This is a genomic window from Pseudomonas sp. PS01303 (assembly GCF_029959385.1).
Lineage (GTDB): Bacteria > Pseudomonadota > Gammaproteobacteria > Pseudomonadales > Pseudomonadaceae > Aquipseudomonas > Aquipseudomonas rustica.
Window position 1 is genome coordinate 1 of record NZ_JASCPK010000141.1, and the last position, 15591, is coordinate 15591.

At 60.9% G+C, this 15591-nt stretch carries 14 protein-coding genes; 11 read left to right on the top strand and 3 right to left on the bottom strand.

The genetic code is table 11. The features are described 5' to 3' along the window. Window positions 1–278: 278 nt before the first annotated feature. The 7 genes from QMX93_RS25390 (at window position 279) to fdhA (ending at window position 9385) form a co-directional block, all read left to right on the top strand. Entirely contained in the window at window positions 279–1532 is a 1254-nt protein-coding gene (locus QMX93_RS25390) for a serine hydroxymethyltransferase (protein WP_008086924.1), read from the top strand. Window positions 1533–1552: 20 nt separating this feature from the next. After that, window positions 1553–2803 carry a sarcosine oxidase subunit beta gene (locus tag QMX93_RS25395; RefSeq protein WP_003206307.1) on the top strand — a complete coding sequence of 417 codons (1251 nt, stop codon included), beginning with the start codon at window positions 1553–1555 and terminating at the stop codon, window positions 2801–2803. A 14-nt stretch (window positions 2804–2817) separates the two neighbouring features. Continuing rightward, on the top strand, window positions 2818–3147 hold the full coding sequence (locus QMX93_RS25400) for a sarcosine oxidase subunit delta (RefSeq protein WP_016986286.1): 330 nt from the start codon (window positions 2818–2820) through the stop codon (window positions 3145–3147). Continuing rightward, complete coding sequence (locus tag QMX93_RS25405) at window positions 3144–6161, top strand: sarcosine oxidase subunit alpha (protein ID WP_282358359.1); 3018 nt, start codon at window positions 3144–3146, stop codon at window positions 6159–6161. The genes QMX93_RS25400 and QMX93_RS25405 overlap by 4 nt, the downstream gene beginning before the upstream one ends. A 132-nt stretch (window positions 6162–6293) precedes the next feature. Continuing rightward, window positions 6294–6926, top strand: coding sequence for a sarcosine oxidase subunit gamma family protein (gene soxG / locus QMX93_RS25410; RefSeq protein ID WP_212550108.1), 633 nt, complete (start codon window positions 6294–6296; stop codon window positions 6924–6926). A gap of 214 nt (window positions 6927–7140) precedes the next feature. Beyond that, window positions 7141–7998, top strand: coding sequence for a formyltetrahydrofolate deformylase (purU, locus tag QMX93_RS25415; protein WP_008086918.1), 858 nt, complete (start codon window positions 7141–7143; stop codon window positions 7996–7998). Window positions 7999–8185: 187 nt separating this feature from the next. After that, window positions 8186–9385 (top strand): formaldehyde dehydrogenase, glutathione-independent, encoded by a 1200-nt coding sequence (gene fdhA, locus QMX93_RS25420; protein WP_008086916.1) that lies wholly within the window; start codon window positions 8186–8188, stop codon window positions 9383–9385. Between the two features lie 254 nt (window positions 9386–9639). Here the strand turns inward: fdhA and QMX93_RS25425 are convergent, their stop codons facing one another. Further along, complete coding sequence (locus QMX93_RS25425) at window positions 9640–10314, bottom strand: anti-sigma factor (RefSeq protein ID WP_282358361.1); 675 nt, start codon at window positions 10312–10314, stop codon at window positions 9640–9642. Then, window positions 10311–10946: a sigma-70 family RNA polymerase sigma factor gene (locus QMX93_RS25430; protein ID WP_053124531.1), complete on the bottom strand. Its 636-nt coding sequence runs from the start codon at window positions 10944–10946 to the stop codon at window positions 10311–10313. The genes QMX93_RS25425 and QMX93_RS25430 overlap by 4 nt, the downstream gene beginning before the upstream one ends. Before the next feature lie 148 nt (window positions 10947–11094). On the opposite strand from QMX93_RS25430, the gene QMX93_RS25435 reads away from it, so the two are divergent. Beyond that, window positions 11095–11652, top strand: a complete 558-nt coding sequence (locus tag QMX93_RS25435) for a DUF2780 domain-containing protein (RefSeq protein ID WP_282358362.1) — start codon at window positions 11095–11097, stop codon at window positions 11650–11652. A 1-nt stretch (window position 11653) separates the two neighbouring features. On the opposite strand, the gene QMX93_RS25440 is transcribed toward QMX93_RS25435, so the two are convergent. Continuing rightward, window positions 11654–12541: an acyltransferase gene (locus QMX93_RS25440; RefSeq protein WP_282358363.1), complete on the bottom strand. Its 888-nt coding sequence runs from the start codon at window positions 12539–12541 to the stop codon at window positions 11654–11656. A gap of 257 nt (window positions 12542–12798) precedes the next feature. Between QMX93_RS25440 and QMX93_RS25445 the strand changes: the two genes are divergently transcribed. The 3 genes from QMX93_RS25445 (at window position 12799) to creC (ending at window position 15473) form a co-directional block, all read left to right on the top strand. Next, window positions 12799–13302: an ATP-dependent zinc protease gene (locus QMX93_RS25445; RefSeq protein WP_053124525.1), complete on the top strand. Its 504-nt coding sequence runs from the start codon at window positions 12799–12801 to the stop codon at window positions 13300–13302. Between the two features lie 72 nt (window positions 13303–13374). After that, the gene (gene creB / locus QMX93_RS25450; RefSeq protein WP_282358365.1) at window positions 13375–14055 is read left to right on the top strand and encodes a two-component system response regulator CreB; all 681 of its coding nucleotides are present in this window, start codon (window positions 13375–13377) and stop codon (window positions 14053–14055) included. Next, window positions 14055–15473 carry a two-component system sensor histidine kinase CreC gene (gene creC / locus QMX93_RS25455; RefSeq protein WP_282358366.1) on the top strand — a complete coding sequence of 473 codons (1419 nt, stop codon included), beginning with the start codon at window positions 14055–14057 and terminating at the stop codon, window positions 15471–15473. The genes creB and creC overlap by 1 nt, the downstream gene beginning before the upstream one ends. The last annotated feature ends 118 nt before the right edge of the window (window positions 15474–15591 follow it).

Genomic DNA, 15591 nt, shown 5'->3' on the forward strand with positions numbered 1-15591 from the left:
GTCCGCCAGTTGCTCGCCTAACCCCTGTAGGAGCTGCCGAAGGCTGCGCTCTTTTGATCTTGAAAATCAAAGTCAAAAGATCGCAGCCTTCGGCAGCTCCTACAGGGGGATGCATTCTTTGGGTCATTTCGAGGCATGTCGTAAACGCACCTTTGCGTGGCGTCCGCAGGCATTTGAGCTGTCTGCGCCGGTCATACCATCGGCATCAAAGGGCACTGCCGTGATTGCCGGTGCCTTACCGAGACGAATGGCGCACAGATGCCGCTGGGAGAGACGCGATGTTCAGCAAGCAAGACCAGATCCAGGGTTACGACGATGCACTGCTGGCGGCGATGAATGCCGAGGAGCAACGTCAGGAAGATCACATCGAGCTGATCGCGTCAGAGAACTACACCAGCAAACGCGTGATGGAAGCGCAAGGCAGCGGCCTGACCAACAAATACGCCGAAGGCTACCCGGGCAAGCGCTACTACGGTGGCTGCGAGCACGTCGATAAAGTCGAAGCACTGGCCATCGAACGCGCCAAGCAACTGTTCGGCGCCGATTACGCCAACGTTCAGCCGCACTCCGGTTCGTCGGCCAACAGCGCCGTGTACCTGGCGTTGATCCAACCGGGCGACACCATCCTCGGCATGAGCCTCGCTCACGGCGGTCACCTGACCCACGGCGCCAAAGTGTCGTCCTCGGGCAAGCTCTACAACGCTGTGCAGTACGGCATCAACACCGACACCGGGCTGATCGATTACGACGAAGTCGAGCGTCTCGCCGTTGAATCCAAACCGAAAATGATCGTCGCCGGTTTCTCCGCTTACTCGAAGACTCTGGACTTCCCGCGCTTCCGTCAGATCGCTGACAAAGTCGGCGCGCTGCTGTTCGTCGACATGGCCCACGTCGCCGGTCTGGTCGCCGCCGGTCTGTACCCGAACCCGCTGCCGTACGCCGACGTGGTCACCACCACCACGCACAAAACCCTGCGCGGCCCACGTGGCGGGCTGATCCTGGCCAAGTCCAACGAAGAGATCGAGAAAAAGCTCAACGCCGCCGTATTCCCCGGCGCTCAGGGCGGCCCGCTGATGCACGTCATCGCCGGTAAAGCCGTGTGCTTCAAGGAAGCGCTGGAGCCAGGCTTCAAGGCTTATCAGCAACAAGTGATCGACAACGCTCAGGCGATGGCCAGCGTGTTTATCAAACGTGGCTACGATGTAGTGTCCGGCGGTACCGACAACCATTTGTTCCTGGTCAGCCTGATCCGTCAGGGCCTGACCGGCAAAGACGCCGACGCCGCCCTCGGCCGTGCGCACATCACCGTCAACAAGAACGCCGTACCGAACGACCCGCAATCGCCGTTCGTGACCTCGGGCCTGCGCATCGGCACTCCGGCCGTCACTACGCGCGGTTTCAAGGTGACCCAGTGCGAAGTGTTGGCTGGCTGGATCTGCGACATCCTCGACAACCTCGGTGATGCCGATGTCGAGGCCAATGTTGCCCAGCAAGTGTCGGCCCTGTGCGCAGACTTCCCGGTTTATCGCTGAGTGTTCTGGAGTAACTGACTATGCAACGCTATTCGGGCTTCGGCCTCTTCAAACACTCCCTCAGCCACCACGAAAACTGGCAGCGCATGTGGCGCACGCCAACGCCGAAAAAAGTCTACGACGTGGTCATCGTCGGCGGCGGCGGGCACGGTCTGGCGACTGCCTACTATCTGGCGAAAGAGCACGGCATCACCAACGTCGCCGTGGTCGAGAAGGGCTGGCTGGGCGGCGGTAACACCGCACGCAACACCACCATCGTGCGCTCCAACTACCTGTGGGACGAGTCGGCGCACCTTTACGAACACGCGATGAAATTGTGGGAAGGCCTGTCCCAGGATCTGAACTACAACGTGATGTTCTCCCAGCGCGGCGTCTATAACCTGTGCCACACCCTGCAGGACATCCGTGATTCCGAACGTCGGGTTAGCGCCAACCGCCTCAACGGCGTCGACGGTGAGCTGCTCAACGCCAAGCAAGTGGCTGACGAGATTCCGTACCTCGACTGCTCGAAAAACACCCGTTACCCGGTGATGGGCGCGACCGTTCAGCGTCGCGGCGGCGTCGCCCGTCACGATGCCGTGGCCTGGGGCTTTGCCCGTGCCGCCGACGCCCTCGGTGTGGACTTGATTCAGCAGACCGAAGTGATCGGTTTCCGCAAGGAAAACGGCGTGTGCATCGGCGTTGAAACCAACAAGGGTTTCATCGGCGCCAAACGCGTCGGCGTGGTCACCGCCGGTAACTCCGGGCACATGGCCAAACTCGCCGGTTTCCGTCTGCCGATCGAATCCCACCCGCTGCAAGCGCTGGTGTCCGAGCCGATCAAACCGATTATCGACAGCGTGATCATGTCCAACGCCGTGCACGGTTACATCAGCCAGTCCGACAAGGGCGACCTGGTGATCGGCGCCGGTATCGACGGCTACAACGGCTACGGCCAGCGCGGTTCGTATCCGGTGATTGAGCACACCATTCAGGCCATCGTCGAGATGTTCCCGGTGTTGTCCCGCGTACGCATGAACCGGCAGTGGGGCGGCATCGTCGACACCACGCCAGATGCGTGCCCGATCATTTCGAAAACCCCGGTACCGAACATGTTCTTCAACTGCGGTTGGGGCACCGGTGGCTTCAAGGCCACACCTGGCTCGGGCAACGTGTTTGCCGCGAGTCTGGCCAAGGGTGAAATGCACCCGTTGGCCGCACCGTTTTCCATCGACCGTTTCCACAACGGCGCACTCATCGACGAACACGGCGCTGCTGCCGTCGCCCACTAACAGGAGAAATCCCCATGTTGCATATCTTCTGTCCTCACTGCGGCGAACTGCGCTCCGAAGAGGAATTCCACGCATCCGGTCAGGCGCACATTCCGCGCCCGCTCGACCCTGGCGCCTGCACCGACGAGGAGTGGGGCGACTACATGTTCTTCCGCGATAACCCGCGCGGTCTGCACCACGAGTTGTGGGATCACGTCGCCGGTTGCCGCCAGTACTTCAACGTCACCCGCGACACCGTGACCTACGAGATTCTCGAAACCTACAAGATCGGCACCAAGCCGCAATTCACCGACAAGGCTGATACGGCGAAAACAGCCACGACGGCGCTGGGAGAGAAGGTATGAGCCAGACCAATCGCCTGTCCAACGGTGGACGGATCGACCGCAACAAAGTGCTGAGCTTCACCTTCAACGGTCAGAGCTACAAAGGCTTCGAGGGTGACTCGCTGGCCGCCGCGCTGATCGCCAACGGCGTCGACATCATTGGCCGCAGCTTCAAGTATTCGCGTCCGCGCGGCATCTTTGCTGCCGGTGCCGAAGAACCGAACGCGGTGCTGCAGATCGGCGCGACCGAAGCTACGCAGATCCCCAACGTGCGCGCCACGCAACAGGCGCTGTATCAAGGTCTGGTCGCGACCAGCACCAACGGCTGGCCAAGCGTCAACAACGACATGATGGGCATTCTCGGCAAGGTCGGCGGCAAACTGATGCCGCCGGGTTTCTACTACAAAACCTTCATGTACCCGCAATCTTTCTGGATGACCTACGAGAAGTACATTCGCAAGGCTGCCGGTCTGGGCCGTTCGCCGACCGAGAACGATCCGGACACCTACGACTACATGAACCAGCACTGCGACGTGCTGATCGTCGGCGCTGGCCCTGCCGGTCTCGCCGCTGCCTTGGCCGCGGCGCGCAGCGGTGCCCGAGTGATTCTTGCCGATGAGCAGGAAGAGTTCGGTGGCAGCCTGCTCGACTCGCGTGAAAGCCTCGACGGCAAACCGGCGATGGAATGGGTCGCCAGCGTCATCACCGAATTGAAGAACACCCCGGACGTGCTGCTGTTGCCGCGCGCCACGGTCAACGGTTACCACGACCACAACTTCCTGACCATTCACGAACGCCTTACCGATCACCTCGGTGACCGTGCGCCGATCGGTCAGGTGCGTCAGCGTATTCACCGCGTTCGCGCCAAGCGTGTAGTGCTGGCGACCGGTGCTTGCGAGCGTCCGCTGGTTTACGGCAACAACGATGTGCCGGGCAACATGCTTGCCGGTGCGGTGTCGACTTACGTGCGCCGTTATGGCGTGGCACCGGGCAAGAAGCTTGTCCTCAGCACCAACAACGATCACGCCTACCGCGTTGCTCTGGATTGGCTCGATGCCAGTCTGCAAGTGGTGGCCATCGCCGATGCGCGCAGCAATCCGCGTGGTGCGCTGGTGGAAGAGGCGCGTGCCAAAGGCATTCGGATTCTCACTGGCAGTGCCGTGATCGAGGCCCGTGGCAGCAAGCGCGTCACCGCTGCTCGAGTTGCTGCGATCGATGTCAAAGCGCACGCCGTGACCAGTCCGGGCGAGTGGCTTGATTGCGATGTGGTTGCCAGTTCCGGCGGTTACAGCCCGGTCGTTCACCTGGCTTCGCACCTCGGTGGCAAGCCGACCTGGCGTGAAGAAATCCTCGGTTTCGTACCGGGCGAAGCACCGCAGAAACGCGTGTGCGTCGGTGGCATCAACGGCGTTTACGGTCTCGGCGATTCGCTGGCTGACGGTTTTGAAGGTGGCGTGCGCGCTGCCAGTGAAGCCGGTTTCGCTGCGGTCGAAGGCACCTTGCCGAAAGCCCTCAGCCGTCATGAAGAACCGACGCTGGCGCTGTTTCAGGTGCCGCATGAAAAGAACACCGCACGGGCGCCGAAGCAATTCGTCGACCTGCAGAACGACGTCACCGCTGCTGCCATTGAGCTGGCAACTCGCGAAGGTTTCGAGTCGGTCGAGCACGTCAAACGCTACACCGCGCTGGGCTTCGGCACCGATCAGGGCAAGCTCGGCAACGTCAACGGTCTGGCCATCGCCGCCCGCTCGCTGAACGTGACCATCCCGCAGATGGGCACCACGATGTTCCGCCCGAACTACACGCCGGTGACTTTCGGCGCCGTGGCCGGTCGTCACTGTGGGCACATCTTCGAGCCGGTGCGTCACACCGCGCTGCATGCCTGGCATGTGAAGAACGGCGCAGAGTTTGAAGACGTCGGTCAGTGGAAGCGTCCATGGTACTTCCCGAAAAACGGTGAAGACCTGCACACCGCCGTGAAGCGCGAATGCAAAGCCGTGCGCGACAGCGTCGGCCTGCTCGACGCCTCGACCCTCGGCAAGATCGACATTCAAGGCCCGGATGCCCGCGAGTTTCTTAACCGCGTGTACACCAACGCCTGGACCAAGCTCGACGTGGGCAAGGCTCGCTACGGTTTGATGTGCAAAGAAGACGGCATGGTCTTCGACGACGGTGTCACGGCGTGCCTGGCCGACAACCATTTCGTCATGACCACCACCACCGGCGGCGCGGCTCGCGTGCTGCAATGGCTGGAGCTGTACCACCAGACCGAATGGCCGGACATGAAGGTCTACTTCACGTCCGTCACCGACCACTGGGCGACCATGACCCTGTCCGGGCCGAACAGCCGCCAGCTGCTCAGCGCCGTGACCGACATTGATCTGAGCAACGAAGCGTTCCCGTTCATGACCTGGAAAGAAGGTCTGGTCGGCGGCGTGCCGGCGCGGGTGTTCCGCATCTCGTTCACCGGTGAACTGTCGTACGAAGTCAACGTGCAGGCCGACTACGCGATGGGCGTGCTGGAGAAAATCGTCGAGGCCGGCAAGCAGTACAACCTGACCCCGTACGGCACTGAAACCATGCACGTACTGCGTGCCGAGAAGGGTTTCATCATTGTCGGTCAGGACACTGACGGTTCGATGACCCCGGACGATCTGAACATGGGCTGGTGTGTCGGTCGCACCAAACCGTTCTCGTGGATCGGCCAGCGTGGCATGAACCGTGAAGACTGCGTGAAAGATCAGCGTAAGCAACTGGTCGGTCTGAAGCCGATCGACCCGAACGTGTGGTTGCCGGAAGGTGCGCAGTTGGTGTTCAACACCAAGCAGGCGATCCCGATGACCATGGTTGGCCACGTGACCTCCAGCTACGCGCACAACTCCCTCGGTTATTCGTTTGCCATGGGTGTGGTCAAGGGCGGTCTGAAGCGCCTCGGTGAGCGGGTGTTTGCGCCGCTGGCCGATGGCAGCGTGATCGAGGCGGAAATCGTTTCTTCGGTGTTCTTCGATCCGAAGGGGGATCGGCAGAACATCTGACACTGATCGTTCCCACGCTCTGCGTGGGAATGCATCCCGGGACGCTCTGCGTCCCAAGAGCGGACGCAGAGCGTCCATGGCGGCATTCCCACGCAGAGCGTGGGAACGATCAAGAATTCAGGAAGGTGCTTTATGACCACAGCCAATGTGTACCAACAACGCCCAACCACCGGGGCCAAGGCCGAGTCGTCGCTGCAGCATGCCGACCTCGCCAGCCTGGTCGGCAAGGGCCGCAAAAACGCCGGCGTAATCGTGCGTGAAAAGAAACTCCTCGGCCACCTGACCATTCGTGGCGATGGCCACGATGCCGCGTTCGCCGCCGGTGTCCACAAGGCCCTGGGCATCGAACTGCCCGGCGCGCTGAGCGTCATCGTCAAAGGCGAAACCAGCCTGCAATGGATGGGCCCGGACGAGTGGCTGCTGATCGTCCCGAGCGGCGAAGAGTTCGCCGCCGAACAGAAACTGCGTGAAGCGTTGGGCGATCTGCACGTTGCGATCGTCAACGTCAGCGGCGGCCAGCAAGTGCTCGAACTGAGCGGGCCGAACGTGCGTCAGGTGCTGATGAAGTCGACCAGCTACGACGTGCACCCGAATAATTTTCCGGTGGGTAAAGCGGTGGGCACGGTGTTCGCCAAGTCGCAGCTGATGATTCGGCATACGGCTGAGGACACTTGGGAACTGCTCATTCGTCGCAGTTTTTCGGATTACTGGTGGTTGTGGTTGCAGGATGCTTCGGCTGAGTACGGGTTGAGCGTTCAGGCTTGATAGATCAAGAGCCACCCCCTCACCCCAGCCCTCTCCCCCAGGGGGGAGAGGGGGAAGGGAGCAGATTTGTGTGGTTTTCGAGCCTGAGTTCGACCCGGTATCTCAGGTCGGCGTAGCTCGAAAGAACACCTCGGTCAGTCCCCTCTCCCTCTGGGAGAGGGCTAGGGTGAGGGAAAAACCTGACACCCCGCACAAGAACAGGAGTCACCGCACCATGAGCCGCGCCCCAGACACATGGATTCTGACCGCCGACTGCCCCAGCGTCCTCGGCACCGTGGACGCGGTCACGCGTTTTCTGTTCGAGCAGGGTTGCTACGTCACCGAGCACCATTCGTTCGATGACCGCCTCTCCGGGCGTTTTTTCATCCGCGTGGAATTCCGCCAGCCCGACGGCTTCGACGAGCAATCCTTCCGCGCCGGTCTCGCTGAACGCGGCCAGGCCTTCGGCATGATCTTCGAACTGACCGCGCCGAACTACCGGCCAAAAGTAGTGATCATGGTTTCCAAGGCCGATCACTGTCTCAACGACTTGCTCTACCGCCAGCGCATCGGCCAATTGTCGATGGACGTCGCGGCGGTGGTCTCCAATCACCCTGACCTCAAGCCGCTGGCCGACTGGCACCAGATTCCCTACTACCATTTCCCCCTCGACCCCAACGACAAGCCGTCGCAGGAGCGTCAGGTGTGGCAGGTGATCGAAGAGTCTGGTGCTGAACTGGTGATCCTCGCCCGCTACATGCAGGTGCTGTCGCCGGAGTTGTGCCGCAAGCTCGATGGCAAGGCGATCAATATTCATCACTCGCTGCTGCCGGGTTTCAAGGGCGCCAAGCCGTATCACCAGGCCTACAACAAAGGCGTGAAACTGGTCGGCGCGACGGCGCATTACATCAATAACGATCTGGATGAAGGGCCGATCATTGCCCAGGGTGTCGAGGCGGTGGATCACAGTCATTACCCTGAGGATCTGATCGCCAAGGGGCGCGATATTGAAGGCCTGACGTTGGCGCGGGCGGTTGGATATCACATCGAAAGAAGAGTGTTTTTGAACGCCAATCGCACGGTCGTTCTTTAGATTTTGGGGCTGCTTCGCAACCCATCGCGGGCAAGCCTTGCTCCTACAAGTGAGCACCTGTAGGAGCAAGGCTTGCCCGCGAAGACGTCCCCACAAGCAACACAAGAAACAGCATCTGTACCCGAGCACTTAACGCGCTGCCTGCCTGGGCAACGCGGTTCCATAAAAACAACAGCGAGGTGAAAGCATGTCTGGCAATCGTGGTGTGGTGTATCTCGGCGCGGGCAAGGTCGAAGTACAGAAAATCGACTATCCGAAAATGCAGGACCCGCGCGGTCGCAAGATCGAGCACGGGGTCATTCTCAAAGTGGTTTCCACCAACATCTGCGGCTCCGACCAACACATGGTGCGCGGCCGTACCACGGCGCAGACCGGTCTGGTGCTGGGCCACGAGATTACCGGCGAGGTGATCGAAAAAGGCTCCGACGTCGAAAACCTGAAAATCGGTGATCTGGTCTCCGTGCCGTTCAACGTTGCTTGCGGGCGCTGCCGTTCCTGCAAAGAGCAACACACCGGCGTCTGCCTGACCGTTAACCCGGCCCGTGCCGGCGGCGCTTACGGTTACGTCGACATGGGCGACTGGACCGGCGGCCAGGCCGAATACGTGCTGGTGCCGTACGCCGACTTCAACCTGCTGAAACTGCCGGATCGCGACAAGGCCATGGAGAAAATCCGCGACTTGACCTGCCTCTCCGACATTCTCCCGACCGGTTACCACGGCGCGGTCACTGCCGGCGTCGGCCCGGGCAGCACCGTTTACATCGCCGGCGCTGGCCCGGTCGGTCTGGCCGCTGCCGCTTCTGCACGTCTGCTCGGTGCTGCGGTGGTGATCATCGGCGACGTCAACACCATCCGTTTGGCCCACGCCAAGGCGCAAGGTTTTGAAATCGTCGACCTGTCGAAAGACGCGCCGCTGCACGAACAAATCGCCGCGCTGCTCGGCGAGCCGGAAGTGGATTGCGCGGTGGACTGCGTCGGTTTCGAAGCACGCGGTCACGGCCATGACGGCGCGAAATCGGAAGCACCGGCCACCGTGCTCAACTCGCTGATGGGCGTGGTGCGTGTTGCCGGCAAGATCGGTATTCCGGGCCTTTACGTCACCGAGGATCCGGGTGCCGTGGACGCCGCCGCAAAAATGGGCAGCCTGAGCATTCGCTTCGGTCTGGGCTGGGCGAAATCCCACAGCTTCCACACCGGGCAAACCCCAGTGATGAAGTACAACCGCCAACTGATGCAAGCGATCATGTGGGATCGCATCAACATTGCCGAAGTGGTGGGTGTGCAGGTGATCAGCCTGGATCAGGCGCCGGAAGGGTACGGCGAGTTCGATGCGGGCGTGCCGAAGAAGTTTGTGATTGATCCGCATAAGTTGTTCAGTGCGGCGTAGGGCTTAAGCTCAATTCAAAACGGCGACCTCAAGGTCGCCGTTTTTTGTTGGAAGGCAAGGTCAGAAGTTACCCTCACCCCAACCCTCTCCCGGAGGGAGAGGGGCCCGACCGGGGTGTCTGGGGTTATGCATCGACCGGAGAGATCGAGTCGATTATGGATTCAGTACAGCACTGGCAGGTCGGCGTATTGCATCAATATCTCACAGTCAGTCCCCTCTCCCTCCGGGAGAGGGCTAGGGTGAGGGGCTTTGCTTTACAACTCTGCCAACGCCCCTTGATACAGCACCGGCCCAGTCGGCTGCCCGGTCGGCGAACCACCCTTAGGCTCCAGACTCACCGCCAACGCAATCGGCTGCCCGATCAAAACCTTCTGCGCCTCGCTCAACTCAACCTTGCCTTTACCCCCCGCCGGAATCACCCCCAGCGAAATCGGCTTGCCATCCGCCGGAATCGCCCACAGTTCCAGACTGCGATCCGCATCAACCGCCGCCAGCGTCAGCGGCTCGACCTGCAGATAATCTTCATGCGCCTCAACTTTCAGCGCCGGTTGCGCACTGGCCGTCAACAGCGTCGCTGTGTACCGAGCATCATCACGGTTGTACAGCGAACCGAGGAATACCAACACGACGATTGAACAGACTGCCGCCATAACGCGAAGCCAGTTCCAGAACGGACGCTTCTCGGGCACATGCAGCTCTTGCGGTTCGATGCGCGCGGTAATGCCTTGCCACACGCGATCGGGCACCGGATGTGCCGGCAGGGATTCGGTAAGGCTCACCAGCGTTTCCTGCCATTGCGCCACTTCCGCTCGCAACGCCGCGTCGTCCAGCAGCAGCTGCTCAAACCGTCGCCGCGCAGGCGCCGACATCAGACCAATCGCGTAATCGGCTGCGAGCGCGCGGCGCAGGGCAGGGGTCTGGTAGTTCATGATTCAAGGCACCGGCGCAGGCGTTCCATGCCTCGGCGGATCCACGATTTCACCGAGCCCAGCGGCGCGGCCAAATGTTCGGCGAGTTCCGAGCAGGACAAACCCTGAAAGTAGGCGACGGTGATCGATTGGCGCTGCATGCCTTCAAGGGTTTCCAGGCAGCGGTTGAGTGCGTGAGCCTCACGGGCGCTGCTCAATTGATCGTGGGCCGAGGGGCTTTCGTCCTGCAGGGCGTCCTGTTCCAGGTCGGTCAGCGGCCGGTCGCGGTGTTTGCGCAACTGGTCGATGGCCTGATTGCGGGTGATGTTGATCATCCAGGTCATCGGCGCCGACAGATGCGATTCGTAGCGCGAGGCGTTGTTCCAGATCCGTACGAAGGCTTCCTGCAACACTTCTTCGGCCAGATCCGCGCGACCCATGAAACGCAGGGCCACGCCGTGCAGGCGCGGGCCGACGCTGCGGTACAAGGTTTCGAAGGCGCGCCGATCACCCAGTGAACACTGGGCCAACAGCTGCCTTAGCTGATCGGTCTCGGCGGTGGAAATAACGACTCTCCAGGCAATGGATGGGCGACGAGGGCTAGACTCGGGCTGTTCACAGGCTAGTTCAGCGACAGCGGTTGTGCCATTCATCGCGACAATTCCAGGGTTTCACGATTCATATACGTGAGACGGGGGAAAATGGATGCTCTGCACCGGAACATGCCGGCGTATCCTCGGTCAAACCGGCAGTTTCGCTGCCCATTGACGGGTAGTTTTCACAGCGCAAGAGGATGTCTGAATGAAGATTTCACGCGGTTTTGCCTTGGCATCACTCATGACCCTGGCGGCGAGCCCGGCCTTTGCCGGTTTCAGTCTGGACGACGTCACCAAGGCCGCTGCCAGCATGCAAGGCGGCAACGCTGCCACTGCCGCAGCGCCAACCTCGGAAACGGCCGGTTTGCTGCAAGCCGTCACCGGTCTGGGGGTTACGCCACAACAAGCCGTCGGCGGCACCAGCGCCATGTTGGGTCTGGCCAAGAACCAATTGAGCAGCACTGATTATTCGCAGTTGGCCAAAGAAGTGCCGGGCATCGACAAGCTGTCGGGCGGTAGCGGCAACCTGGCGGCGTTGAGCGGGTTGCTGGGTCAGTCCGGCAAATCCGCCGGTCTGGAAAATGCCTTTGGTAACGTCAAGGACACCAATGACCTGAACAACGCCTTTGGTGCGTTGGGCATGGACAGCGGCATGGTCGGCCAGTTTGCCCCGGTACTGCTCAAGTACTTGGGTGACCAAGGCGTTGGCGGTTCGCTGCTGACCAGCCTGGGCAGCATCTGGGGCGTTGGCGCCGGTAGCTGAGTCAGCGCCGCTCGTCGCGCAGTTCGGCGATGCGCTGATCCTTCTCGTTCCAGAGCTGGTTGACCCAGCTCTGGACGGTCTGGCGAAACGCCGGATCGTTTTCGTAATCGCCCTGCCACAGCGCCGGGTCGAGTTCGCGGGTCTTGATGTCGATGATGACTCTCGGCACGTTGCCGCTGATCAAATCCCAGAATCCTGGAATCCGTGCCTGTGGATAAACCACCGTCACGTCGAGGATCGCATCCAGCTGTTCACCCATCGCCGCCAATACAAACGCCACGCCGCCCGCCTTGGGCTTGAGCAAATGGCTGAACGGTGATTGCTGTTCGGCGCTTTTCGCCGCCGTGTAGCGCGTGCCTTCCAGATAATTCACCACGGTTACCGGCTGACGCTTGAACAGCTCGCAGGCCTGTTTGGTGATTTCCAGATCCTTGCCCGCCAGCTCCGGGTTCTTCGCCAGAAACGCCTTGGTGTAGCGCTTCATGAACGGGTAATCCAGCGCCCACCACGCCAGTCCCAGAAACGGTACCCAGATCAGTTCTTTCTTGAGGAAGAATTTGAAGAACGGCGTGCGCCGGTTCAGTGTCTGGATCAGCGCCGGAATGTCGACCCACGATTGGTGGTTGCTGATCACCAGATAAGACGTGTCGCCGCGCAGGCCTTCGCCGCCGCGAATGTCCCATTGGGTGGGAATGCACAGGCGGAAAATCAGCTTGTCGATTTCGGCCCAGGTCTCGGCGATCCACATCACCGCCCCCGACGCGTAGTCGCGCCAACGGCCCGGCGCGACCAGTTTGAGCAGGGCAAACACCAGCAACGGCCCGATCAGGATCAGGGTGTTGAGCAACAGCAGCAGGGTGACGAAACAGCCGGTGAGCAGGCGGCGCATAAGCAACTCTATGACGTGGGTTGGGCGCGTCATGATAAGCAGCTTCGCGCGGCAGGCCAAATCGGCGGTGACGAATGTTTCACTTTATTCGCGTTAACCTGATCGTTCCCACGCTCTGCGTGGTAACGCCGCCCGGGACGCTCCGCGTCCCTGTGACGCAGGGCGTCACTGGATGCATGCCCACGCAGAGCGTGGGAACGATCAAGCGCGCAACGGTCTAAAATCCCGTTGCCCAACTCCCCAAGGAAGCCCCTTACGTGAAATCCCTCCTTGCACTGTTTGCCCTCGTCGCCCTGCCGGTCATGGCCGCCGAGCCGACCCTGTACGGGCGCTACGAATACATCGCGCTGCCGGAAATCGGCGGTGAAGTGCTCAAGGCCAAGATGGACACCGGCGCGCTGACCGCCTCGCTGTCGGCCAAGGACATCGAGACCTTCACCCGCGACGGCGAAGACTGGGTGCGTTTCCGCCTCGGCACCAAAGACGCCAGCAACAAAGTCTACGAACACAAAGTCGCGCGGATCAGCAAGATCAAGAGCCGTTCGGATGAAGAGGACGAGGGTGAAAGCACCGAAGTCGCCAAACGCCCGGTGGTCGATCTGGAGCTGTGCCTGGGCGACGTCAAGCGTACCGTTGAGGTCAACCTGACCGACCGCAGCAACTTCAATTACCCGTTGCTGATCGGTGCTAAAGCCTTGCGTGAATTCGGCGCTGCGGTAAACCCGGCACGTCGCTTCACCGCTGACAAACCTGACTGCTGAGCCAAGTGGTCTCATTGACGTGACGTCAGGCTTGGGGCACCGTTCGCGCACTCAACCACGGGCTCGGATGCCATGCCTCATATCCTGATTGTCGAAGACGAAGCGGCGATTGCCGACACGCTGATTTTCGCCCTGCAAGGCGAGGGGTTCGCCACCACGTGGCTGAGCCTCGGCGCGGCGGCGCTGGAACATCAGCGGCAGACGCCGGCCGATCTGATCATCCTCGACATCGGCCTGCCGGACATCAGCGGCTTCGAAACCTGCAAACAGCTGCGACGTTTCAGCGAAGTGCCGGTGCTGTTCCTCAGCGCTCGCGATGCCGAGATCGATCGCGTGGTCGGGCTGGAGATCGGCGCCGACGACTATGTGGTCAAACCGTTCAGCCCTCGGGAAGTGGCGGCACGGGTCAAAGCGATCCTCAAACGCATGGCGCCGCGTCCGCCGATTGAATCCACCTCGGCGCTGTTTCGTATCGACCCCGAGCGCGTACAAATCAGCTATCGCGGCCAGACGTTAAGCCTGACCCGCCACGAATTCCGTCTGCTGCAATGCCTGCTCGAACAACCCGAACGCGTGTTCAGCCGCGAGCAATTGCTCGATGCACTGGGCGTCGCGGCCGATGCCGGTTACGAACGCAGCATCGACAGCCATATCAAAAGCGTACGCGCCAAACTGCGGCTGGTGCGCGCCGAAGCCGAACCGATCCAGACCCATCGCGGCCTCGGTTACAGCTACAGCCCGGGGCACAGCTGATGTCGTTGGGGCTGCGGATTTTTCTGGTGTACGTGCTGTTTATCGGCCTGACCGGGTATTTCGTGCTCAACACGGTGATGGAAGAAATTCGCCCCGGCGTGCGCCAGTCCACCGAAGAAACCCTGGTTGATACCGCGAATTTGATGGCGGAAATACTTCGTGACGATTTCAAGGCCGGCACCCTCAGCGAAAATCGCTGGCCCGAATTGCTCCGCGCTTATGGTGATCGCCAGCCGCAAGCGACGATCTGGGGCTTGCCGAAAAATCAGGTCAATCACCGTATCTATGTGACCGACGCCAAAGGCATCGTTGTGCTCGATTCCAGCGGCGTTGCGGTGGGTCAGGATTACTCGCGCTGGAACGACGTCTACCTGACTTTGCGCGGTGAGTACGGCGCGCGTTCGACCCGCAGCGATCCGAACGACGCGAGCTCGTCGGTGATGCATGTCGGCGCGCCGATCCGCGATAACGGCAAGATCATCGGCGTGGTCACCGTGGCCAAACCCAACAGCTCATTGCAGCCTTACGTTGATCGCACCGAGCGACGTTTGCTGTTTTACGGCGCCGGTTTGATCGGCCTCGGCCTGTTGTTTGGCGCGCTGCTGTCGTGGTGGCTGAGTCGCGCGCTGCACCGCTTGACCGGTTATGCCCAAGCCGTGAGCGAAGGGCGCCGCGTGGAAGTGCCGCACTATCGCGGTGGCGAACTGGAGCAGCTCGCCACCGCCGTGGAACAGATGCGCACGCAACTGGAAGGCAAGGCCTACGTCGAGCGTTACGTGCATACGTTGACCCATGAACTGAAAAGTCCGCTGGCGGCGATTCGTGGCGCGGCGGAATTGCTGCAAGGCGACATGCCGCCGATTCAGCGCCTGCGTTTTGTCGGCAACATCGACAGCGAAAGTGCGCGGATGCAGCAGCTGATCGAGCGGTTGTTGAACCTGGCGCAGGTCGAACAACGGCAAGGCCTGGAAGAACGGGTGGCGGTGCCGTTGGCGGTGTTGGTGGATGAGTTGTTGCAAGCCCAGGCGGCGCGGATTGAAGGGAAGCAGTTGCGAATCGAGCAGACGATTGCGGCGGATCTGTTGTTGATGGGCGAGCCGTTTCTGTTGCGTCAGGCGCTGGGTAATCTGTTGGAGAATGCGCTGGATTTCACCCCGAAGCAGGGGCTTTTGCGTTTCAGTGCCGAGCGGGTTGGTGAGCAGATTGAATTTCGTTTGTTCAATGAAACAGCGCCGATTCCCGGTTATGCGCTGCCGCGATTGACCGAGCGTTTTTACTCCCTGCCGCGCCCGGACAGTGGCCGTAAGAGCACGGGGCTTGGGCTTAATTTTGTTGAAGAAGTGGTGAAGTTGCATGGTGGTTCGATGAGCATTCGCAACGTTGAGGGCGGCGTTGAGGTGACATTGCGCTTGTCTTGAGACCGAGGCGCGGCCATCGCGAGCAGGCTCACTCCTACAGATTGGAATGCGATCAACTGTAGGAGTGAGCCTGCTCGCGATGGGGGCATTGAAGTCTCCACACAATCTCCACATTCCC